This window comes from Streptomyces phaeochromogenes, assembly GCF_001418655.1.
Taxonomy (GTDB): domain Bacteria; phylum Actinomycetota; class Actinomycetes; order Streptomycetales; family Streptomycetaceae; genus Streptomyces; species Streptomyces phaeochromogenes.
Window position 1 is genome coordinate 1 of sequence record NZ_LIQZ01000341.1, and the last position, 21,513, is coordinate 21,513.

17 protein-coding genes and 1 pseudogene are annotated in these 21,513 nt (G+C 70.9%); 4 read left to right on the forward strand and 14 right to left on the reverse strand.

What is annotated here, in order from left to right; all coding sequences use genetic code 11:
* Positions 1-80: 80 nt before the first annotated feature.
* The 12 genes from AOK17_RS36565 to AOK17_RS36620 form a co-directional block, all read right to left on the reverse strand.
* A complete protein-coding gene (locus AOK17_RS36565; protein ID WP_055616906.1) occupies positions 81-743 on the reverse strand; it encodes an isochorismatase family protein in 663 nt (220 codons plus the stop codon).
* Positions 740-1,453 carry an SRPBCC family protein gene (locus tag AOK17_RS36570; protein ID WP_055616907.1) on the reverse strand — a complete coding sequence of 238 codons (714 nt, stop codon included), beginning with the start codon at positions 1,451-1,453 and terminating at the stop codon, positions 740-742. Before AOK17_RS36570 ends, AOK17_RS36565 begins: the two co-directional genes overlap by 4 nt.
* A gap of 3 nt (positions 1,454-1,456) precedes the next feature.
* The gene (locus tag AOK17_RS36575; protein ID WP_055616908.1) at positions 1,457-2,008 is read right to left on the reverse strand and encodes a (2Fe-2S)-binding protein; all 552 of its coding nucleotides are present in this window, start codon (positions 2,006-2,008) and stop codon (positions 1,457-1,459) included.
* Positions 2,005-4,383: a xanthine dehydrogenase family protein molybdopterin-binding subunit gene (locus AOK17_RS36580; protein ID WP_055616909.1), complete on the reverse strand. Its 2,379-nt coding sequence runs from the start codon at positions 4,381-4,383 to the stop codon at positions 2,005-2,007. The genes AOK17_RS36575 and AOK17_RS36580 overlap by 4 nt, the downstream gene beginning before the upstream one ends.
* Positions 4,380-5,228 (reverse strand): FAD binding domain-containing protein, encoded by an 849-nt coding sequence (locus AOK17_RS36585; protein WP_055616910.1) that lies wholly within the window; start codon positions 5,226-5,228, stop codon positions 4,380-4,382. The genes AOK17_RS36580 and AOK17_RS36585 overlap by 4 nt, the downstream gene beginning before the upstream one ends.
* Positions 5,229-5,298: 70 nt before the next feature.
* Positions 5,299-6,696: an MFS transporter gene (locus tag AOK17_RS36590; RefSeq protein ID WP_055616911.1), complete on the reverse strand. Its 1,398-nt coding sequence runs from the start codon at positions 6,694-6,696 to the stop codon at positions 5,299-5,301.
* Between the two features lie 118 nt (positions 6,697-6,814).
* Positions 6,815-8,083 (reverse strand): FAD-dependent monooxygenase, encoded by a 1,269-nt coding sequence (locus AOK17_RS36595; protein WP_055616912.1) that lies wholly within the window; start codon positions 8,081-8,083, stop codon positions 6,815-6,817.
* A gap of 89 nt (positions 8,084-8,172) precedes the next feature.
* The gene (locus AOK17_RS36600) at positions 8,173-9,204 is read right to left on the reverse strand and encodes a 2,5-dihydroxypyridine 5,6-dioxygenase NicX family protein (protein WP_055616913.1); all 1,032 of its coding nucleotides are present in this window, start codon (positions 9,202-9,204) and stop codon (positions 8,173-8,175) included.
* Positions 9,205-9,638: 434 nt separating this feature from the next.
* On the reverse strand, positions 9,639-10,313 hold the full coding sequence (locus AOK17_RS36605; protein ID WP_055616914.1) for a response regulator transcription factor: 675 nt from the start codon (positions 10,311-10,313) through the stop codon (positions 9,639-9,641).
* Complete coding sequence (locus AOK17_RS36610) at positions 10,310-11,533, reverse strand: sensor histidine kinase (protein ID WP_245697593.1); 1,224 nt, start codon at positions 11,531-11,533, stop codon at positions 10,310-10,312. The genes AOK17_RS36605 and AOK17_RS36610 overlap by 4 nt, the downstream gene beginning before the upstream one ends.
* A gap of 92 nt (positions 11,534-11,625) precedes the next feature.
* On the reverse strand, positions 11,626-12,789 hold the full coding sequence (locus AOK17_RS36615) for an ABC transporter substrate-binding protein (RefSeq protein ID WP_055616915.1): 1,164 nt from the start codon (positions 12,787-12,789) through the stop codon (positions 11,626-11,628).
* 165 nt (positions 12,790-12,954) lie between these two features.
* On the reverse strand, positions 12,955-14,190 hold the full coding sequence (locus tag AOK17_RS36620; RefSeq protein WP_079053477.1) for an MFS transporter: 1,236 nt from the start codon (positions 14,188-14,190) through the stop codon (positions 12,955-12,957).
* A gap of 203 nt (positions 14,191-14,393) precedes the next feature.
* Between AOK17_RS36620 and AOK17_RS36625 the strand changes: the two genes are divergently transcribed.
* Positions 14,394-15,017 carry a TetR/AcrR family transcriptional regulator gene (locus AOK17_RS36625; RefSeq protein ID WP_055616917.1) on the forward strand — a complete coding sequence of 208 codons (624 nt, stop codon included), beginning with the start codon at positions 14,394-14,396 and terminating at the stop codon, positions 15,015-15,017.
* 50 nt (positions 15,018-15,067) lie between these two features.
* Here the strand turns inward: AOK17_RS36625 and AOK17_RS36630 are convergent, their stop codons facing one another.
* Positions 15,068-15,553 carry an SRPBCC family protein gene (locus tag AOK17_RS36630; protein WP_055616918.1) on the reverse strand — a complete coding sequence of 162 codons (486 nt, stop codon included), beginning with the start codon at positions 15,551-15,553 and terminating at the stop codon, positions 15,068-15,070.
* Positions 15,554-15,603: 50 nt separating this feature from the next.
* On the reverse strand, positions 15,604-16,230 hold the full coding sequence (locus tag AOK17_RS36635) for a flavin monoamine oxidase family protein (protein ID WP_245697595.1): 627 nt from the start codon (positions 16,228-16,230) through the stop codon (positions 15,604-15,606).
* A gap of 313 nt (positions 16,231-16,543) precedes the next feature.
* Between AOK17_RS36635 and AOK17_RS36640 the strand changes: the two genes are divergently transcribed.
* The 3 genes and pseudogenes from AOK17_RS36640 to AOK17_RS36645 all read left to right on the forward strand — a co-directional run bounded on the left by AOK17_RS36640 (position 16,544) and on the right by AOK17_RS36645 (position 21,397).
* The gene (locus tag AOK17_RS36640) at positions 16,544-18,757 is read left to right on the forward strand and encodes an MMPL family transporter (protein WP_055616919.1); all 2,214 of its coding nucleotides are present in this window, start codon (positions 16,544-16,546) and stop codon (positions 18,755-18,757) included.
* Between the two features lie 51 nt (positions 18,758-18,808).
* Positions 18,809-19,114, forward strand: a pseudogene (locus AOK17_RS52800) (oxygenase MpaB family protein); the annotation flags it as partial.
* A 60-nt stretch (positions 19,115-19,174) separates the two neighbouring features.
* Positions 19,175-21,397: a serine/threonine-protein kinase gene (locus AOK17_RS36645; protein WP_055616920.1), complete on the forward strand. Its 2,223-nt coding sequence runs from the start codon at positions 19,175-19,177 to the stop codon at positions 21,395-21,397.
* Positions 21,398-21,513 lie beyond the last annotated feature (116 nt).

Sequence of the window (21,513 nt, forward strand, 5' to 3'; positions counted from 1 at the left end):
GGCGGGGGCATGGAGCTCTCCTGTGGTGCGGAGCAGTTGGGAATCGTGCGGAGCGGTTGGGAATGGTTGAGCAGTTGGGGTTACGGGGCTGTCCTCGGCAGGCCGTCGAGATACCCGACGGCCTCCTTGACGCCGATCACGTCGCCGTACTTGGCCTGGATGTCGAAGAGGCTCGCCTCGTGCGGACCGGGGGCGCGGTCGCCGACGCACTCCCTCGGCACCAGCACCGAGAAACCGGACTGCACGGCGTCCACGGCGGTGGCCCGTACGCAGCCACTGGTCGTCGCCCCGCACACCAGCACCGTGTCGCGGCCGAGCCCGGTCAGCAGGGCGGCCAGGGAGGTACCGAAGAACGCGGACGCGCCCTTCTTCACGATCAGATGGTCCTGTGGCTCCCGGGGCAGCCTCGGGTCGAGCGCGACCTCCTCACTGCCTTCGACGAGGCTCCGCATGCCCTGCGCCTTGTGCAGCCAGGTGACGGCATCGCCCGCCGTCTCGGCCGGTGTGTAGGAGATCGCGGTGAACACCACCGGTACGTCGGCCGGGCGAGCCGCCGCGATCAACTCGCCCGTGGCGCGGACGACTTGGGTGAGGTCGGCCCCGGAAGGGAAGCCGGGCTCGGTGAAACCCCGTGTGAGGTCGACGACGACCAGCGCCGGGCGGTCGCCACGGCGTACGGGGGCGCCGAAGCCGGCCCGTTCGTAGGTCCGGTTGGTCTCCTGTCCGTACCCGGCGTCGCTCATGACGTCCTCCGTAGGGCCCGCAACTCCCGTGCCTGGGCGGTGAGTCGGCCGAGCAGCCAGCCTTCCAGGACCCCCAGGGCGAACGCCCCTGCCACCAGGCCGTACTTGGCGGCCTGCGGGCCGAGGAGCATCGCCAGGCCGTCGAGGTCGGAGCCCTGCGCGAGGGCCGGCTGCGCAGCGGCGGGAGCGGATACCGATGTAGCGGATGCCGATGTATTCGTGGGTTTCGTGGGTGAGGCGCTTGGTGAGGCGGCTCCGACGGCCCGGTCCTGGTCCAGCAGGCTCCCCAGGTTCCGGGCGAACTGCTGGAGGATCCGGTCCGACACCGTGACGATCGCGCCCTTGCCGAACTGGACGATCTTGCCCCGGATCACCAGGTCCGTGGAGAGCTGGAGCAGCGCTCCCTCCGGCGCCGCGAGGATTTCGAGAGCGACCTCCGCCTCCGCGTCCCCACTGCCGTGGGTGTCGGTACCGCGCGCGTGCACCCGCAGTCGCCGCTTCTCGGCGTCGATCTCCAGGAAGCGGACGGTACCCGCGTAGGAGGCGCTGATGGGACCCACCCGGATCTTCACCCGGCCCCGCCAGGTGTCACCGTCCTGCCCGTCGAGCGCGGCGCCCGGCATGCAGGAGGCGACCCGTTCGACGTCGTTCATCAGGGCGAAGACGTCGTCGGGGGAGGCCTTGATCGGCACGGTGTTGGTGAGCTGCATGCGTCAGTGCTCCTTGTCGGCAGGGCTGTCGGGGATACAGGGCGTGACGCAGGCCCCGCGCCGAGCCGTCGCGCAGGCCTCGATCGCCTCGACGATGGTCTGGTAGCCGGTGCACCGGCACAGATTGGCGGCGACCACTTCGCGGATCTCCTCCTTGCTCGCCTCGGGCCGCTCGCCGAGGAAGCCTTCGGCGAGCATCAGGAACCCGGGAGTGCAGAACCCGCACTGCAGCGCGTGGTGCTCGCTGAACGCCCGTTGCAGATCGCTGAGCCGGTTGTCGCTGTCCGCCAGAGACTCGACCGTGCGGATCCGCGCCCCTTCGGCCTGCGCCGCGAACATCAGGCAGGCGCGTACGGGCCGTTCGTCGACCAGCACCGTGCAGGCGCCGCAGATGCCGTGCTCGCAGCCGACGTGCGTACCGGTCAGCCGCAGTTCGTGCCGGAGTACGTCGACGAGGGTGCGGCGGGGCTCGGTGACGACGTCGTACCGCTCGCCGTTGACGTCGAGGGTGATGAGCTGGAGGTCCGGATGCGTCGCCACGGGGTCGGTGTTCATGAGGACAACTCCAGGCTCGGGGCGCCGTTCAGCGCGCGGTGCACGGTCTCGGGGGTGATCGGTGTGTGGTCGAGTTCGACGCCGGTCGGGCGCAGGGCGTCGTTGACTGCGTTGAGGACGGCGGCGGGTGCCCCGATCGTGCCGCCCTCGCCGGCACCCTTCGCGCCGGTCTCGGTGAACGCGCAGGGCGTCTCCAGGTGGTGGATCAGTACGTCGGGGATCTCGTGCGCGGTGGGCACCTTGTAGTCCATGAAGCCGGTCGCCGACGGCTCGCCCTGGGCGTCGTACGTCACCTGCTCGAACAGCGCGCCCGCGATGCCCTGCGCGATGCCGCCCCGGCACTGCCCCTCCACGACCTGCGGGTTGATGGCGACCCCGCAGTCCTCGACGCAGACGTACCGCAGGATCTCCACCTGCCCGGTGCCCGCGTGGAGTTCGACGACGCAGGCGTGCGTGGCGTTGGAGAAGGTGCCGTCGTTGAAGACGTCGAAGGTGGCGGTGACCGAGAGGCCCGGCTCGATGTCCTTGGGCAGCAAGTGCGCCTGGAGATAGGCGATGTCGGCGATCTCCTGGTAGGGGAGAACGTCTTGGGTGTTACGGCGGCGGGCGGCGCCCTCCGTCAGCTCCACCTCGTCCGGGCCAACTCCCCAGCGAGAGGCGGCGATTGCCCGTAGCTTGTCGCCGAGCTTCGCGGCGGCCAGGCGTACCGCGCTGCCGCCGATGGTGATGGAGCGGCTGGCGAAGGTGCCGAAGCCGTAGGTGATGCGGTCGGTGTCTCCCTGATGGAGTCTCACTTTGGCGATGTCCAGGGCGAGTTCGTCGGCGACGATCTGCGCCATCGTCGTCTCGTGGCTCTGGCCGTGGTTCATGGTGCCGGTGGTGAAGGTGACCGCGCCGCTGGTGTCCATCCGTACCTCGGAGATGTCGAAGCCGGGCACCACCTTCATCTTGCGCTGGGCGAAGGCCGCCGAGCCGTAGCCGGTGCGCTCGCTGAAGCACGAGTAGCCGATGCCGATGTGCCGGCCCTCGGCCGCCGCCGCTGCCTGCTTCTCGTACCAGCCCTCGTCCTTGACGAGCCGCTCGCAGAGGTTCAGCGACTCCAGATAGGAACCGGGGTCGTAGGTGATGTTGTTGACGCCCGTGTACGGGAAGTCGGTGATGACGTTGCGGCGGCGGATCTCGACCGGGTCCAGGCCCAGTTCGCGGGCGGCGCGCTCGAAGAGCCGCTCCATGACCATGACGTACTGCGGCCGGCTCACCCCGCGATACGGCCCGGTGGGCGCCTTGTTGGTGGTGACCGCCCGGCCCCGCACCCGGTACGCGGGCAGCTTGTAGACGCCGGGCATCTCGGCGGACGCCATCAGCGGCTCGATGCCCGCGGTGAAGGGGTAGCAGGAGTAGGCGCCCATGTCGCAGACCACGTCCGTGTCGAGCGCGAGGATCCCGCCCTCGGCGTCGAAGGCCGCGCGTGCCCGGTAGTGCTGTTCGCGGGCGAGGAACGACGCGGACAGGGCGTCCTTGCGGTCCTCGATCCACTTCACCGGCCGCCGAAGTCGCAGCGCGGCTGCCGCGGCGGCGATCTCCTCGCGGCCCACGACGCATTTCTGGCCGAACCCGCCGCCCATGTCGGGCACCACGACCCGCACGGCCCGCTCGTCGAGACGCAGACAGCGGGACGCCACCGTCCTTACCTGGTGCGGGATTTGGGTGCACGTGTGCAGGACGAGCTGTTCCTCGCGGTCGTCCCAGTGGGCCACGGCACCCCGGGTCTCCAGCGGAAGCGCGTTCTGCCGTCCGGTCCTGGTGTCGACCTCGACAACGCAGGGTGCGGCCTCGAAGATCCGGTCGATGCCCTCAGTCGCGAAGAGCGAGACGTCCACCAGGGTGTTGTGCGCGGCCTCGGCATGGACGAGCGGGGCGCCGTCCGCGAACGCCGCCTCCTCGGACATGACCGGGGGCAGCGTGGCGTACGAGACCTTCGCCGCCTCCAGGCCGTCCTCCGCCGCGTACGCGTCGCGGGCCACGACGATCGCGATCGGCTCACCGACGTAGCGAACCTTGTCGCGGGCGAGGACCGGCATCGCGGTCGGGACGAACTCCGAGAGTGGGCGCCCCAGTTGAGCGACGATGTCGGCCAGTTCCAGGTCCTCGGCTGTGAACACCGCGACGACGCCCGGGACTTCGCGCACCGCCGACACATCCATCGAGGCGAGTTCCGCATGCGCGACCGTGCTGCGTACGAACTGGGCGTGCAGCATGCCGGGCAGCGCGACGTCGTCGACGAACCGGCCGCGCCCGGCGAGCAGCCGCGGATCCTCGCGACGGCGAACCGCCTTGCCCACCAACTTGCCTTCAGCCAAAGGGGTGTTGCTCATCGGGACACCGCCTCCTCGCAGGCGCGCCGGATCAGGGTCCGGACGAGTTCCTTGCGGTAGTGCGTACTGCCCGACGCGTCGGCGGGCGGTTCCACGGCCTCCGCGGCAGCCGACGCGCACGCCTCGAAGGAGCCGCCGGCCGTCAACACCCTCTCGGCCTCCGGCACTCGGACGGCGGCGGACGCCACCCCACCGAGAGCCACCCGGCCCCCGCGCACCTCGCCGTCCTCCACATCGAGGTCTACCGCGGCGGCGACGAGGGCGAAGTCCCCGCGCCGCTCGGCGAATTCGGTGAGTGCGGCGTGCGGTGCGGGTCGGGGGAAGACGATCTCGACGAGGATCTCGTCGGGGTCGAGGGCGGTTGTGTAGTAGCCGAGGAAGAAGTCCCCGGCCGGGATCACACGCTCTCCCCGCGGCCCGCGTGCCACGAACTCCGCGCCGAGTGTCACCGCGAGCAGACACCACTCGGCGGTGGCGTCGCCGTGCGCCATGCTGCCACCGACCGTGCCACGGGTGCGGATCGGGAGGTGCCCGATCCAGGTCATGGTCTTCCGCAGGACCTCGAAGCCCGCCCCCAGCACCCCGGCCGGGTCGCTCTCCACCGTGTGGTGGGTGGTGAGCGCCCCGACGCGCAGTCCGCCCTCGGCGTCCCGGTGCATCCGGTCCAGTTCGCGCAGGCCGCCTATGTCGACGAGGTGGCGCGGCCGGGCCAGCCGGTAGTTCATCATCGCGACGAGGCTCTGTCCGCCGGCGATGACCTTGGCGTCGTCGCCGAGTTCGGCCAGCAGCCGTGAGGCGCCGTCGACGTCGCGGGCCCGGTGGTACTGGAAGGGGGCGGGCTTCATGGTCCTCCTGTCGTACGTTCCGTGAGTTCCGTACGGGGTCGTGTCGGCGTACCCGAGTACGGGCCGTGCCTCAGAGGGCCGCCTGCTCGGGGACGGCCCGGGGAACGGCGGCCGGTGTCTCCTCCTCGCCGGCGTCGAGGACCCGGCCCTTCGTCTCCGGTGCCGCGAACGCCATCCACACGACGGCCAGCAGTACCGCGATCCCCAGTACCGCGAAGGTCATCGGCAGCCCCAGCACCGGCCACATGAGCGAGCCGAACAGCATCGGGGCGAATCCGGTGAGCGCCCGGCTGACCGACGAGGCCCAGCCGAAGCCGCTGGCCCGCAGCTCGGTGGGATACAGCTCCGAGGCGTACGCGTACAGGACGGGAATGGTGAGCTGGATCAGGAAGCCGAAGACGGCGATGGCCACGACGGACCCGGTCGGCATCTCCATGACGAGCGCGAACACGACCAGCGCGAGGGAGGCGACAGGTGCCGAGACTCCGATGAGCCACTTGCGGCCGACGATGTCGACGAGGGCCGTGGACACCAGCACACCGATGATGCCGACCCCGCTCATGAGGGTGGTCTTCATGAAGGCCGCCGTGTCACCGAGGCCCTCTTCCCGCAGGATCGTCGGCATCCAGCTCAGGGCCGCGTAGTAGACCAGCATGATCGTGGCGAACAGCAGCCAGGCCGCGGAGGTGATGCGCGGGCTGAAGCTCCAGATGCGGCGCAGCTGCTCGGCCGCGGCGGCCACCCCGCGAGGCCCGGTCTCGGGGACGGGCTCCGGGATCGTGTACGGCACGACGGGTGCTCCGGTGCGGGCGACCAGGTCGTCGATGACCTTCCGGGCCTCCACCTCGCGGCCCTTCTTGGTCAGGTAGATGGGCGACTCCGGGATGCCGCGGCGGGCCCAGAACAGCAGCAGCGCGGGCAGGACCATCGTCGCCAGCATCCACCGCCAGTTGCCGTCGACCGTCAGCAGCGCCGTCGACACGAACCCGCACAGCGTGACGCCCACCGGCCACCACACATCGAGCCCGGTGAGTATCCGCCCCCGGTACTTGCGCGGCGAGAACTCGCTCACCAGCGCGTAGTCCACGGGGATGCAGCCGCCGAGGCCGATACCCGCGAGGAAGCGCAGGGCGAGGAAGACGGGATACGTGGGGGAGAGGGCGCCGAGGACGGAGAAGAGCGCGAAGATCAGCAGCGTGACGCTGAAGGCCTTCTTCCGGCCGATCCGGTCAGCGACCGAACCCCACGCGATGGCACCGACGGCCATGCCGACGAGGTTGGCGGTCGCGACGAGCCCGTGATCGCTCAGCGAGAGGTCGAACTGCTCACCCACGAGCGGCATGAGGAAGCCGTTCAGGGCGATGTCGTACGCGTCGAACAGGTAGCCGAGGCCGCCGATGATGAAGATCTTTCCCTGGACGGACCACTTCCAGGGCAGTTCCTGAACGATCTGATCGCCTGTTTTCACGTTCGCTCCACGGTGTTGCGTGTCTGGTACGTGCCGCACGGTTGCGGGCGCGCTCTTTCGCGGGGCTCCGGCGTGCGGACCGGACGGTGCAGGGGGTGGCAGTTCTAAGGGGCGGGGATCAGCGGGCGAACTGGTAGGAGAACGCGCCGAGATCCGGGTCGTTGAGCGGGGTGCCCGACCACAGCCAGTCGTAGGAGAGGTCGGACTCCCCGTCGAAGTTCCTCAACTTCTCGTCCCTGGCCCGTTGTTCGGGGCCGTCGGGCAGGTGGTAGAAGGTCTTGTTGCGCAGGGAGGCGTCCTGGACCATGCCGGCGTGCTTGGCGCGCCGGTCGACATAGCGGCGCAGAGCTCCCTCGACTCCGGCGGCCGTGACCGCGCCGAGTTCCTCGGCCAGTACGGCGGCGTCCTCCATGGCCTGCGAGGCACCTTGCGCCTGATAGGGGAGCATCGCGTGGCAGGCGTCGCCGAGGAGGGCGACCCGGCCGTCCATCCACACCGGGTCGCGGCGCCGGTGGTGGAGGGCGAAGGCGGAGACGTCCTCCTTCGCCTTGGACAGCATGGCCGGTACGCGGTCGTCCCAGCCGGGGAACGCCTCCACGAGGTCCTGCGCGGTCGCGGACACGCTCCACTTCTCGGCGACCTCGTCCGTGCAGGGCACGCACGCCACCACGTTCAGGTACTCGCCGCCGCGGATCACGTAGTGCACGAGGTGCCGGTCGGGTCCGTACCAGATCGTGCTCTGGAAGCGGTCCATGAGCCAGCGCGTCGCCGGGTCGGCGGCGATCAGATCGCCGGGGATCAGCGCCCGGAAGGCCATCTCACCGGAGAACTCCAGGGTGTCGGAGAGGCCCATCAGGTCTCGTGTCCGCGAGCGGATGCCGTCGGCGCCGATGAGCGCGTCGCCGACGTGGCGGCGCCCGTCGTCGGTGACCGCCACGGGCCGCGCGGGGTCCGTACGGTCCAGCTCGACGACCTTGCTCGCGGTGTGTACGTCCACGACGGGGCCGGGGCCGTCCGGATCCCCGCACGCCTCCAGCAGGATGCGATGCAGATCGGCCCGGTGGTAGTGCCAGTACGGCGCGTTGAACTGCTCCTTGACGCGCCGCCCCAGCGACGTCAGCCCGACGATGCCGCCGTCCTTCCACCGGCGCCGCACCTGATCGAGCGGCTCGGTGTGGATGGCCTCCATCTGCCGGCGCAGCCCCAGCCCCATCACCACCCGGCTCGCGTTGGGCGCCGTCTGGATGCCCGCGCCGACCTCGCCGAGCTCGGCCGCCTGCTCCAGGACGGTGACCCGCAGCCCACGCTGCCGAAGCGCCAGCGCGGCGGTGAGCCCGCCGAGACCTCCCCCGACGACGGTGACTTCGTACGACTGACTGGACGCCACTCTTCCTCCAACTGGCGGGCGTGTACGGGTGGTTCGTGCGCGGGCCGGTCGCGCGGCGACCGTGAGGGCCGGCGCGAGGGCGAGCGCGGTCAGCCGTCGGTGAGCTTTCCGCCGGTGACGACCTCGACGTCGTCGACGGTGACGGTGCAGCCGCGCATCGCGATGTCGAGGTGGGCGTACGACTCACGCCCGAGGACCGGGTGCGGACCGGTCGACCACAGGAAGTTCCCGGCGAAGGCGCGGGCGTCCATGCCCATCAGGTCGTCCTTGCCGTACATGGCCGTGGCGAACCAGTCGGCGGTGCGCATCAGGCCCCAGCCCATGTGGGAGAGGCTGCGCGCCCACTCGTCCTGGGCGTCCTCGAAGAAGGTCGACAGCAGCTCGGCCTCGGCGCCGCCGGACACCTTCTCGATGTGTCCGCCCGCGATCTGCAGGGTGACGGGGGAGCGGACGTACTCCTTGAAGGGCAGCAGGATGTCGCCCTCGGCGAGCACGATCTGCCCGTCGGAGATCTCCGGCCAGCACAGCACCATCGTGCTCGGCCAGTGGTCCCAGCGGCCGGGGTCGTCGGCGAAGCCGCACTGGAACTCCGGCTTGGATCCGGCGAGTTGGACGGTGAGGTCGGTTCCGGCGTCCGAGGTGACCCGCATGACGGACGACCGCTTCAGCAGGCCGACGCCCTCCAGCACCTCGGCCTTGTCGCCCTCCTTGGGCAGGTTGCGGATCAGCACGTCGGGGGCATCGCAGACGAAGATGATGCGGGTGCCTGCGCGCAGGATCTCCTGCTGGACCGGAGCGTGGATGAAGCCCTCGCGGGTCAGGTCGACGACGAGGTCGGCCGACTTCAGCAGGTCCTGCGCGGTGGTGTCGTTGAGTACGGAGACCAGGCCCGGTCCCGCACCGGTGTGGGTGCTGGGCATCGGCGCGGGGCTGCCGCCCGGCACGGTCGCGGAGATGACATGCGCCCCGCACGCCTTGGCGGCGCCGAAGGCGGCGGCGATGTAGTCGCCGCGGCTGCCGGGCTCGGACAGCACCACGACGTGCTCGCCGCTGCGTACCTTGCACAGCCGCAGCTCGCGAGTGAAGGCGTCGAGCAGGTCGACGGACGAAAGGTCGAACACGTGCTTCCTCCAGGGTTCGCTGAGGGTTACCGATCGCGTTCTCCCGCGGGCTGCGGGCATGGCGCAGACACGCTCCGGGCATGGCGACGGAAGGGGAGAGCAACAGTCGGGGGAGGGGACAGAAAGGGAGAGCGAAGAGGGGAGACGGGGAGCGGAGGCAGGGTCGACGGACCCCGCGGCGCATGAGTTGAGCAGCGGTTTCGGGACGGTGGGTGCCGCCCGACAGAGATAATCCGAACACGTACTATCTCGGCTTGGCAAGGGGTCGCGCGTCGAGTTAACACGGTTATTTCATGATGGGCCGTCAGGGAAATTGCGCATTTCCGGCCCGACCCCGGGCTTTGCGCGCGCATCGCTTTCGGGTGGTTGTCACGCCGCGATCGACCGAGGGCGGGCTTGTGCGGGCGGGCTCGTGGGGGTGGCGGCCGGACGCCTCATCCACCGATTTCGAGCAGTCCCCGCCGCACGGCCTCGGACACCGTGCCGGCCCTGTTCTCGGTGCCGAGCTTGCGGTAGATGCGGACGAGGTGCGTCTTGACCGTGGCCTCGGCGAGATGCAGGGCCGTCGCGATGGCCCGGTTGCTGTGTCCCCGGGCGAGCAATCCGATGACTTCGAGCTCGCGCTCACTCAGCACCGGGCCGGTACCCATCGTCCCGCCGACGAGGTGGGCGGTGGCCTCGGGAGCCAGGCCCATGCCCCCTGCCGCGGCGGCGCGTACCGCGCGGAAGAGTTCTTCCGGCGGGCCCGCCTTGAGGACATAGCCGCGAGCGCCCGCCTCCATGGCACGGACGACGTCTCCTCTGGTGCCGTAGCTGGTCAGGACGACGACATTGACGCCGGGAACGGCGGCCGTGATCCGACGGGTCGCGGCGATGCCGCCCGTGTCGGCGTCGGCAGCCGCGTCGCCGTTCGCCAGCCGCAGGTCCATCAGGACCACGTCGGGCCGGTGCCGGTCGGCGAGGAGTACGGCCTTCTCGCCGTCACCGGTCTCGTCGATCACGTCGAAGCCGGGCTCGCCCTCCAGCAGGGCCCGCAGACCGGCCCGTACGACGACATGGTCGTCCACGATCAGGATCCGCACGGCCGACACCGCGACAGCCTCGTTCATGCCGCGCCCGCGGTGACACGCGCCCGCACCGGGAGGGTCGCTCTGGCCCGGGTCCCGCGTCCTGGTACGCCGTCGACGGTGAGCGTGCCTTCCAGCTCGGCCAGCCGTTCGCGCGCGGCGGCCAGTCCGAATCCCCGCCCGTCCTTCCCGGGGAGCGCGGTCGCCGGATCGAACCCCCTTCCGTCATCGCTGACTTCGACCGCCACGGCCCCGTCGGCGTGCTGAAGGGTGACCCGGACATGCGAGGCGCGAGCGTGTTCGCACGCGTTCGCCAGCAGCCCGCGGGTCACGCGGAGCAGGGCGACGGCCCGTTCGTCGGGCACCGGACAGGGCTCACCCCGTGTGGAGACGGAGACGGCGGGAGCTCCTGGAGCCGCGTCCGCGCGAGCGCAGAGCTCGTGCAGTGCCGTCTCCAGGCCGTCACGTTCCAGACCGGGCGGGGTGAGGTCGTGGATGATGCCGCGGGTCTCCGCGAGGTGCGTGCCGAGCGCGTCGACCACGGCCCGCACCTGTCGCCTTGCCGCGTCGGGCCTGCGGTCCCAGTCCCGTTCGGCGGCCTGGAGCAGCATGCGGCTCCCCACGATCTCCTGGGCCAGGGTGTCGTGCAGGTCCCGGGCGAGGCGGGCCCGCTCGGCGAGGCGCCCGGCCTCGCGCTGCCGGGCCGCCAACTCACCTCTCGTGGCGGTCAGTTCACGCATCAGCCGGTCCTGGGTGCGGTGCAGGGCCACGGTCGCCCAGACGGCTGCGGTCGGCGGCGCGACGAGTTCGAGGTCGAACCCGCCCCTGATCCGGACGAGCGTCGCCACGAGCACCACGGTCGTCACCCAGAGCGCAGCGAGAGGCAGCCGGCGTCCGGGCATCCGCTGCGCCACGACGGCCAGCGGGACGGCCAACCAGACGTACCCGGTGGTGAGATCGGCCGGCAGGATCCAGCAGACGCACCCCCACAGCAGCAGGAGCAGCCCCAGCCAGGCGGGCCTGCCCCGGGTGCCGAGCCGGTCCCACCGCATCAGCCCGCCCACGTACACCAGGGCCAGTACGACGATGGGCGGGGCGACGGCCCAGCACAGCCATGTGTGCACGGCGACGAGCCGGGCGAGGGTGCCGACGACGACGGCCAGGAAGACCAGGTGCGGAAGCTGCCGCGCCGACAGGGGAAGCCTGCGCAGGGCGGATCGAGAGGGCGGCACGGCGGCGGCTCCCTGCTGGGTGACGGTCACGACAGGAGCGGCAGACTTTAACCCGAACCAGTGTGTGACCGGCGTAAACCGGCAGGGAGCCCCCGCCGGGAGCCCTTGCGGGGCCCCCGGGGTCAGCGGCCCGGGTGCAGGCCGAGGACGCCGGGTGAAGGGGCGCCCTGGACCTCGCCGAAGTACAGCGCGAAGGTCTGCTTGAGCTGCTCGACCCGGGCGCGGTCCTCCATGAACACCGGGAAGCCGTCGAGGTTGGCGTCCTTGTACTCCCAGATCGGCTTGAGACCGCTCTTCAGCGGGATGTCCGTACGGACCGACCAGCCGCTGAACGACGACCCCTGGACCTCGGGGGACAGCATCCAGTTCAGGTACAGCTTGGCGGCCGTGGGGTGGGCGCCCTGCTTCAGGATCGCGGCCCGCTGGCCCCACGCCATGAACGGGTGCCCCGCGCTCGGCAGCGCCCACCTCGACGCCCCGCCGGTGGCGAGCAGACTGCCCGACGAACCGACGCCGATGCTCTTCTGCCCGGCGCCCACCGCGACCCCCGCCTTGTGGGAGCCGCGGGCGAACTGCGGCTGCTGCGCGGCGAACTTGGCGACCCACTCCCAGCCGTACTTCCGCACATAGAGCGAGAACAGGTACAGCACCGCGTCGTCGTCATGCGGGTACGAAGAGGCGATGGCGCCCTTCCAGCGGGGGTCGACGAAGTCCAGCGGGGTGCGGGGCACCTCGGCGCCGACCGCCGCCACGTTGTACACGAAGCTGAACGCGACAGCCATGACCGCCGTCCAGGCACCCCCCGGATCCTTGAACTTCGGATGGACGGCGGAGAACCCGGCGGGCTTGTAGGACAGCAGCTCGCCCTGTCGCGCCCAGCGGGTGAAGTCCTGGAGGGTCTGGAGCTGGACGACGTCCGGGACCAGAGTGTCCGTGGCGAGCTGGTTGTCGATCCGTGCGTCGTGGAACTTGCTGTAGTCCACGACGATGGTCAGGTCGATGTCGGGGAACCTGCTCCGGAACCCCGCCCGGACACCTGCCAGTTGGTCGTCGACATCACCGCCCGCGTAGACGACGAGCCTGCCGCCCTCGGCAAGTGCGGCCTGGTAGAGCTGGTCGAGCGAGCGTGTCTCCTCCCTTACGAAGACACCGGAGGACGATCCTGTGCCGCTCCTGTCGCCGCGCGCGTTCTCCGCGGCGTTCGCGGTGGCGGAACCGGTCGCCGCGGCCACCGTCGCTCCGGCACCGACCGCGAGAATGCCGCGCCTGCTGATGTTGCTGGACATGGGTGGGGGGTCCTCTCTCCGCCTGCCGAGCCCTGGTCCAGCACATCGCGACCCCGGGCTTGATCCGGGTCGAAACGGCTCGGGTTTGATCCGGGTCGACCGCGGGCGAGACGAGTCTCCGGCGCGGGCAGGCGTTCGCGCGTCGCCCATCGGCACGCACCCCGTTCAACTCTTCGGTTGAACGGTGCCCGGCGTCGCGGGCTCCTGTACTGCCGTATGGGGTGGCTGGGCGAAATGGCGGGCCGCGGCGAGGACGAGCACCGCCAGGGCGGCCGATGCCGCGTAGGCCAGGCGGAACTCGCCGGTGGAGCCGAGGAGTCCGCTCACGGCGCCACCGGTGACGACGCCCGCGTAGTTGAAGAGGTTCAGCCGGGCCAGGACCGCCTCAGAGGCGTCGGGGCGCAGCTGCGCGGCGGAGGCCAGACACAGCGGGGCCAGGACGGACGCCCCCAGCCCCACCGCCCCGGCCGCGAGCACGGCGAACGGCCAGCTCGGCGCGGCGGCCATGCCCGCCAGGGCGCCCGCTACCAGCAGGGCGGCGGTACGGACGACGGCGCCCGCACCGAACCGCTGCACGAGCCGGTCGGTGGCGGCGCGGCCGACCACCGTGCCGGCCTGGTAGGCCGCGTACGCCATCGGCGCCACCGTGAGCGACGCGTCGAGGGTCCGGCGTAGGTAGACCGCGGACCAGGCCGAGACCGTGGAGTCCACCACGTAGACGACGAGGAGGACCAGACCGAAGGGGAGGAGCCGGATCCACAGGCGGCGGCCCAGGGGCGGCTGCGCCGACGGGGACGGCGATTCCGCGGCAGCGGGCAGGGCATGCGTACGTACGCAGACGGCGACGACCAACAGGATCCCCGCCTGCACGGCCAGGCCGCCTGCCACGGGCCACTCCAGCCGGGCCGCGGCGGCGGTGAGCAGGGCCGAGACGACTCCGCCGACGCTCCACGCCAGGTAGAAGGAGCCGAAGACACTGCGTCCGTAGGCGCGCTCGATCGCGGCTGCCCGGGTGTTGATCCCGACGTCGAGGGCACCGATCGCGATCCCGAAGAGGACGTACGCGCAGACGGCGGTCGCCTGGCCAGGGGCCACGCCGATCAGCGTCAGGGCGACGACGGCCGCCAGCAGGGCACCGCGCATCGTGGCGACGGCACCGGCGACACGTATCGCGGCCAGACCGAGGAAACTGCCGGCCCCGGCCATCAGCGCCACCGTGACCATCAGGGTGGTCGTCAGGAGCGGAGCCAGCCCCAGGCGTTCGGTGACCGCGGGGACGGTCGTGTACACGGCGGCGATGGACACACCCTGCGCGGCGAACACGAGGGTCGCGACCCTTCGGGCACCGGCCTTGGAGGCGGGGCGCCCGGTCTCTGCCCGGCCTGGAGCACTGACTGACATGCACAGAACGTAGCCAGACGAGGCAGGGCGGACGCAGGGCACAGGGGGCCGTGCAGGGGACTTCGGGGGCCAGGCCCGACGGCCGGTGATGCCCGGGTGCCTACAGAGGGGTCGGCGGTCGAGCCACCTCGGTGTTCGTCTGTGAGAGATCCCGACTTGTTCGAGCGACTTGTTCGTCGGACTCAGTCGCTATGATGGATCCCATGGCTCACGTTTCCGCGGCCGAGCGCCGCCCCCAGCTGATCAAAGCGGCCATCGACTTCATGACGAGGGAAGGCGTCGCGGCCGGCAGTACGCGTGCCATCGCCGCCGAGCTGGGGGTGGCCCAGGCCACGGTGCACTACACCTTCGGCACGAAGGAAGGGCTGTACCTCGCGGTCATGGAGCAGCTCACACAGGATCTGGTGGCCCAGGTCGAGGGGGCCGCACCGGCCGACGGAGGGTTCGAGGAGACAGCGAGCGCGTTGGCGGTCGCGCTGTGGCGGACGGTGCGTGAGCAGCCCGAAAGCCATCAACTCCTCACGGAACTGACCATGTTCGCGCTCCGCTCGCCCGCTCTGAGTGGGGCCCTCGAAGCCCACTACCGGGGGGTGACCGAGGTGACCGCGCGACTGATCACCGAGGCGGCCGAACGCACCGGCCAACCCCTCGCCCAGCCCACTGATGCGATCGCGCGGTTCTTCCTCGCCGGCTTCGACGGGCTCACGCTGCAACACCTCGCGCTCCCCGACGAGGAGGCCGAACGCACCTGCCTCCAGGCCTTCGTGTCCGCGGTGGTGGCGATGGCCGGAGGCCGGCTGGAGCTGGTGCCCGTACCCGCGAACTGACAACGCCGCAGGGCGCACTCGTACGGTACGAGTGCGCCCTTGGCCTGTGGTCAGCCGCGCGTGTTGAGGGTCTCGGAACGGATCAAGGTGTTCAGGTTGGCCATCGAGGTGCGCATGTTCGCCCGCATGCCCGGCTGCTGTATCCGGTCGAGCACAAGTCCGACCGGGCCGAGGCCAATGACGTATTCCACCTTGTACGTCATCTGCGTGGCCTCCCTCCCCTCGGCGCCCCGGACCGGCTCGAACTCGAAGACGCTGGTCACCTCCTTCAGCGGGGCGAACCCGACGCCGGTGTCGACGCGGCGCCTCAGGGGATCGATCTCCACCACGGTCCACACCGAGTCGGTGCGCAACGGGCCGAGGGTGCGGTTGCGTTCGGCGTAGGTCCTGCCAACGGTGGCGATGCCGTGGTGGTCGGTGACCTCGATCGCACCGGCGACCCACTCGGCGTAGCGGTCGGTGCGGGAGACGACCTCCCAGACGCGCTCGACGGGAGCGTCGACGACGGCGTGTTCGGTGACGTGGAACCTGGTCATGTGCGGTTCTCCTTCTTCGTTCTGTGATCGCTTCGTTTCGTGATCGCTTACTACTGATCTCGGTCAGCTCTGATGCAGGAGTTCGGTGGCGGTGTGCCGGCCGGAGCGGACGGCGCCGTCCATGAAGCCGTTCCAGTAGGGGAGAACTCGGACTCCGCCCGGTGCACGCGCCCGAACGCCCGGCCCAGCCACTCCCCGTACTCGGTCAGCACTCCGGGGGCGGCGACGGACGTCGGCCCACCCCGGGTCCACTGCTCGGCGGTCCAGTCCTGCTCGACGTAGTCGACGGTGTCGTAGGCCCGGTCCCCGACGACCTGGGCGAAGGACCGCAGTACCGCGCCGCGACGCTCGCCCGCGGGGCGGTGCGCCCACTTGCGCCACTCCTTGCCGCCGAGGAATCCCCTGAGGACGCCCGGTCCGCCGTCGGGCGGGGAGTTGTCGAACATCTCGCGGATCGGCGAACCGCCCCGCAGCAGGCCTATGCCGGACAGGCCCTCGGCGCGCCAGAACGGGGTGTCGTAGACGGCCACGCACCTCATGAGCGTGCCGAAGGGCAGCCGCTGGAACAGCTGGTCCTGCTGCGGAGGCAGCAGCGGGTCCCAGGCAATGCGAGAGGCCAGGAGCGGAGGTACGGCGACGATCACCCGGTCGGCCCGCCAGTCGCCGGCGTCGGACACCACAGTGACTCCACCGGCGTCCTGGCTGATCCGCCGTACCGGGGCCGATCACGACGACGTCGGTGTCTCGCCTGCTGTGTGTCTGGGGCGGGGTCTGGGGCACGGTCACTCCCTGGCTCAGGGGTATGACGGGGTCGGTAAGCAACTTACAGACGACATGGTCGCCTGACAATGTCGAATGATTCTGTCACTCACACTGTTCGCTTGACCTGCGCTGATGAGCCAATGATGCGCGTCAAAGTCCATGGACTATGTCGAGCGACTTGAGCAGGTGATAAAGTCGGCCCATCGATTCCGTTCGAGGGAGTTCGTCATGGCCGTCCTGCTTCACCGGCTGGGCCACGGTGCCTACCGCCACCGAAAGCTCGTCCTGGGTATATGGCTCTTCGTCCTGGCTGCGCTCATCACCTGCGTCGGCGTCTTCGGCAGCAAGCTCGACGACCGCTTCTCGGTGCCGGGCACCGAATCGCAGCGGGCGTTGGACAGTCTGAGCAAGACCCTTCCGGAGGCATCGGGCGCGAGTGCCCAGATCGTCTTCACCGCGCCCGAGGGCCAACGGGTCACCGAGGCCCCCTACACGGCGGCCATCGCCCGGGCCGTGGCGGAGGCGGAACGGGCGCCCCAGGTCAGCGAAGTCGTCGACCCGCAGTCCTCCGGCGCCGTCTCGGGCGACCGGACGACGGCGATCGTCCAGATCCAGTACCCCGTGCAGACCGCGGAGGTCCGTACGTCATCCGTGGACGTGATCCAGGACGCGGCACGCACGGCCGAGACGGACGGGCTGCGGACCTCGGTCGGCGGTTCCGTCTTCAACAGCAAGGGAGTTCATGTCGGGCCGTCGGAGATCATCGGTGTGGCCGTGGCGCTGCTCGTGCTCGTCGTCACGTTCGGTTCACTGCTGGCCGCCGGAATGGCGCTGCTGCCCGCCCTGATCGGCGTGGCGGTCGGTCTGGCCGGGCTCCTCGCTCTCGCACCCGCGGTCAGCGTCTCCTCCACGGCCGTCACGCTCGCCCTGATGCTGGGCCTGGCCGTGGGCATCGACTACGTCCTGTTCATCCTCTCGCGCCACCGTCAGCAACTGGCCCGCGGAACCGACCCGAAGGAATCCGTCGCGCTGGCCGTCGGTACGGCCGGAAGCGCCGTCGTCTTCGCCGGCATCACCGTGATCATCGCGCTCGCCGCCCTCAGCGTCATCGGCATCCCGTTCCTGACCACGATGGGTCTCGGGGCCGCCGGCGCCGTCCTCGTCGCCGTGCTGGCCGCGATCACCCTCGTCCCGGCCGTCGCGGGATTCGCCGGTTCGCGGCTCGCCCCCAAGCCCGGCACCCGCGCCGCCCGGCGGGCCGCCGACACCGAGGGGGCCACCGGCCGCACCACCCTGGGCACCCGCTGGACCAAGTGGGTCATCGCCAAGCCGCTGCTGACCGTGCTCGCCGTGGCGGGCATCCTGGTGACCCTCGCCCTGCCCGTCATGGACCTGCGCCTGGCGCTGCCCGACAACGGCGCCGCCCCGCACGCCTCCACCGAGCGCAAGGCCTACGACACGATCAGCGAGAAGTTCGGCCCCGGCTTCAACGGCCCGCTGCTCGTACTGGCCGAGACCGACGACGGTACGGCTGCCACGAGTTCACAGGCCGGCGCTCAGGTGGCCGAGAAGCTGAGCACCCTCAAGAACGTCAAGGCCGTCCTGCCGCCCCAGCCCACCGGCGACCCGACGCAGAGCGTCATCACCGTCCTCCCCGCCTCCGGCCCCGACAGTGTCCGCACCGACCAACTGGTCCGCGACATCCGCGAGGCCGCGCCCGGCCTCCGGGACGACACCGGCGCCTCGGTCGCGGTCACCGGCACCACCGCCGTCAATATCGACGTCTCGAACCGCCTCAGCGACTCCCTGCTGCCCTTCGTCGCCATCGTCGTCGGCCTCAGCCTGCTCCTGCTGATGATCGTCTTCCGGTCACTGGTCATCCCCGTCAAGGCCGCCGTCGGCTTCCTCCTCTCGGTGGGCGCCTCACTCGGTCTGGTCGTCGCCGTCTTCCAGTGGGGCTGGCTGGCCGACGTCCTCGGCGTGCCCCACAGCGGACCGGTCGTCAGCTTCCTGCCGATCATCCTGATCGGCGTGCTGTTCGGACTGGCCATGGACTACGAGGTGTTCCTCGTGTCCGGGATGCGAGAGGAATGGGCCCACACCGGCCGGGCCCGCCAGTCGGTCGTCGACGGCGCGCGCCACAGCGTGCGGGTCGTCACCGCCGCCGCCCTGATCATGTTCACCGTCTTCGCCGGGTTCTTCCCGCTGGACGACTCCCTGATCAAACCCATCGCGTTCGCGCTGGCCGTCGGCGTGGCCATCGACGCCTTCGCCGTCCGCATGACGCTCGTACCGGCGGTACTCGCCCTCGCCGGCCGGGGCGCCTGGTGGCTGCCCGCCTGGCTGGACAGGATCCTGCCCGACCTCGACGTCGAAGGAAGCAGCCTCCAGAAGGCGGCACCGGCGGAGGCGGAACGCAAGGAACCCGAGCCCGTCTCCTGAGCCGACTCTGCCGGCAGGCGCACGGCGACCCCATCACCGAGGTCCCCGGCGGCACGGGACGTCGACGACATCCCGCGCCGGCCGCCCGACCATCCGCTGCCGGTCCCGGCGCGCGCGTCGTTGTGGCAGCGGGTGGCGCAGCCGGTGTACGTCTCACTGCAGCCGTACGCCCATGAGTTGTACGGAAGATCCGTACGGTCGCCCGGCACGGTGACGCGGCAACCGCGCCTCACCGGCACCGTGTTGCACTGCGTTCCCGCACGTCTACACCGGCAACTGCCGCCCAAACACATTATCCGCACGATGTCACGGCTCGGCCCCGGCTCGCGGCGGGCCCCGTACAAAGTCGGACGATAGCTCGCCATACTGGACGAGCCAGGGGAGGGCAGGGCCGAACGACGGGGGCGATCGCAGCAGATGGGGGACACCAGGCTGATCCAGGGCCGGTACCGGTTGCTCGACCTGATCGGTCGAGGGGGGATGGGTGAGGTGTGGCGTGCCCGGGACGAGTCGCTGGGCAGACAGGTCGCCGTGAAGTGCCTCAAACCGTTGGGCCAGCACCACGACAACTCGTTCACCCGTGTCCTGCGGGAGCGGTTTCGCCGCGAGGCACGGGTGGCCGCGGCACTCCAGCACCGCGGGGTGACCGTCGTCCACGACTTCGGCGAGTCGGACGGCGTGCTCTATCTGGTGATGGAGCTGCTGGACGGGCGCAACCTCAGCCAGCTCCTGGAGGACAACAAACACCATCCGCTGCCCGTCGCGGACATCGTGGAGATCGGCGAGCAGGCGGCTGCCGCCCTCGCGTACACCCACCAACAGGGCATCGTGCACCGGGACCTGAAACCCGCGAACATCATGCGGCTCGGCGACGGCACGGTGAAGATCTGCGACTTCGGCATAGCTCGCCTCGGGCACGACATCGGCTTCACCTCCAGACTCACCGGTACCGGCATCGCCATGGGCACCCCGCACTACATGTCGCCCGAGCAGATCGGCGGCGACCAGGTCGACCACCGCAGCGACCTCTACTCCTTCGGCTGCGTGCTGTACGAGATCGCGACCGGGGCGCCCCCGTTCGACCTCGACGACGCGTGGGCGGTCCTGGTCGGCCACCGGGACACGACTCCCGAGCCGCCGCGCCGCCATCGCGCCGAGCTCCCCGAGTTCCTGGACCGGATCATCCTGGACCTGCTGGCCAAGGAACCCGAGCAGCGACCGCACGACGCCCGTGAGCTGGGCCGCCGCATCGGCGCGGGCCGCACGGCTCCGGCGTACGTGCCGACCGTGGTGTCGCCTCCGGTGCGGCCCTCGGCGCCGGAGCGCCCCGCCGCACGCGAGGAGCGGCTGCCCTCCTGGACCCGCGGGATGACCACCGGCCACAAGGCGACCGGGGCGGGCCTGCGCACCACACCGCCCGACGCAGCCGCGGGCCTCACCGGCGACTGGATCGCGCGCACCGACACGCGCGGCACCCAGGACCCGGTTCCTGCCGAACGGCCCACACCGTCACCGGAGTTGATCACCACCCTCACCGGCCGGCACAACGCGGGACTGAGCCTGGGGCGGCTCGGCCGCTGGGCGGAGGCGGGCGAGGTGCACCGCGCGGTCGCCGCCGAACGCGAACACGCGCTCGGCCCCGACCACCCCGACACACTGGCCAGCCGCTACGAGGTCGGCTTCACCCTCAGCCGCACCGGCCGCCCCGCCGACGCGCTGCGCGAGTACGGGCATGTGGCCCAGACCAGGGAGCACGTGTTCGGCCCCGACCACCCGGACACCCTGGCCGCCCGCCAGGAAATGGCCTATGTACTGGGCCAGTTGGGCCGCCACTTCGAAGCACACCAGGTGTACACGGCCGTACTCGCCGCCCGGGAACGCGCCATGGGGCCCGAGCACCCCGACACCCTGCGCTGCCGCCACAACCTCGCCTTCAACCTCAGCAGACTCGGGCGGCTGGAGGACTCGTACCGGATGGCGAGCGAGGTGGCCGCGTCGCGCGCCCGGGTGCTCGGCGCGAACCATCCCGACACGCTCGTCACCCGGTACGAAGTCGCGTACGCGCTCGGGCAGTTGGGCCGCTGGCCGGAGGCACTGCAGACATACCAGGAGGTCGCCGAGGCGCGGGCGCAGGCGCTCGGCCCCGACCATCCCGACACACTCGCCGCGCGCTACGAGGTCGGCATCAGCCTCGGCCGGCTCGGGCGCAGCGCCCAGGCGCTGGAGCTGTACCGCGGCCTGATCGACGACCGCACCCGCGTCCACGGGCCCGCCCATCCCGAGGCCCTGCGCGCCCGGCACGGGCTCGGTGTCAACCTCGGCCGGCTCGGCCGCTGGGAGGAGGCGCTGGCGGAGTCCCGTGACGTGTGCGCGATCCGCGAGCGTGTGCTCGGTCCCGACCACCCGGACACCCTGGTCAGTCGTCGCGAGGTCGCCGTCGGGCTCGGCTGGCTGGGCCGGTGGGCCGACGCGCTCACGGAGTACCGCCAGGTGGCCGCCGCGCGCGAGCGTGTGCTGGGCGGTGACCATCCCGACGCGCTGGCCAGCCGCAACGACGAGGCGCACTGTCTGGAGCAGCTGGGGCGGGGTGCGGAGGCGGTGGAGTTGTATCGGAGGGTCGCGGCGTTGCGTCAGCGGTGACGCTCCGCCGGGGTGCGCGGGTTCTGGGCCGGGGGGCTGCGCCCCAGGCCCCCTGCCCAGGTTGTTCGTCGGGTGCGGGTCGGCCGTGGCTGGGCGCGCAGTTCCCCGCGCCCCTT

Bases quoted from the DNA above. Each gene is read 5' to 3' on its own strand.
- AOK17_RS36565 (WP_055616906.1), bottom strand. From the start codon at position 743: ATGAGCGACGCCGGGTACGGACAGGAGACCAACCGGACCTACGAACGG.
- AOK17_RS36570 (WP_055616907.1), bottom strand. From the start codon at position 1,453: ATGCAGCTCACCAACACCGTGCCGATCAAGGCCTCCCCCGACGACGTC.
- AOK17_RS36575 (WP_055616908.1), bottom strand. From the start codon at position 2,008: ATGAACACCGACCCCGTGGCGACGCATCCGGACCTCCAGCTCATCACC.
- AOK17_RS36580 (WP_055616909.1), bottom strand. From the start codon at position 4,383: ATGAGCAACACCCCTTTGGCTGAAGGCAAGTTGGTGGGCAAGGCGGTT.
- AOK17_RS36585 (WP_055616910.1), bottom strand. From the start codon at position 5,228: ATGAAGCCCGCCCCCTTCCAGTACCACCGGGCCCGCGACGTCGACGGC.
- AOK17_RS36605 (WP_055616914.1), bottom strand. From the start codon at position 10,313: ATGAACGAGGCTGTCGCGGTGTCGGCCGTGCGGATCCTGATCGTGGAC.
- AOK17_RS36615 (WP_055616915.1), bottom strand. From the start codon at position 12,789: ATGTCCAGCAACATCAGCAGGCGCGGCATTCTCGCGGTCGGTGCCGGA.
- AOK17_RS36620 (WP_079053477.1), bottom strand. From the start codon at position 14,190: ATGTCAGTCAGTGCTCCAGGCCGGGCAGAGACCGGGCGCCCCGCCTCC.
- AOK17_RS36625 (WP_055616917.1), top strand. From the start codon at position 14,394: ATGGCTCACGTTTCCGCGGCCGAGCGCCGCCCCCAGCTGATCAAAGCG.
- AOK17_RS36630 (WP_055616918.1), bottom strand. From the start codon at position 15,553: ATGACCAGGTTCCACGTCACCGAACACGCCGTCGTCGACGCTCCCGTC.
- AOK17_RS36640 (WP_055616919.1), top strand. From the start codon at position 16,544: ATGGCCGTCCTGCTTCACCGGCTGGGCCACGGTGCCTACCGCCACCGA.
- AOK17_RS36645 (WP_055616920.1), top strand. From the start codon at position 19,175: ATGGGGGACACCAGGCTGATCCAGGGCCGGTACCGGTTGCTCGACCTG.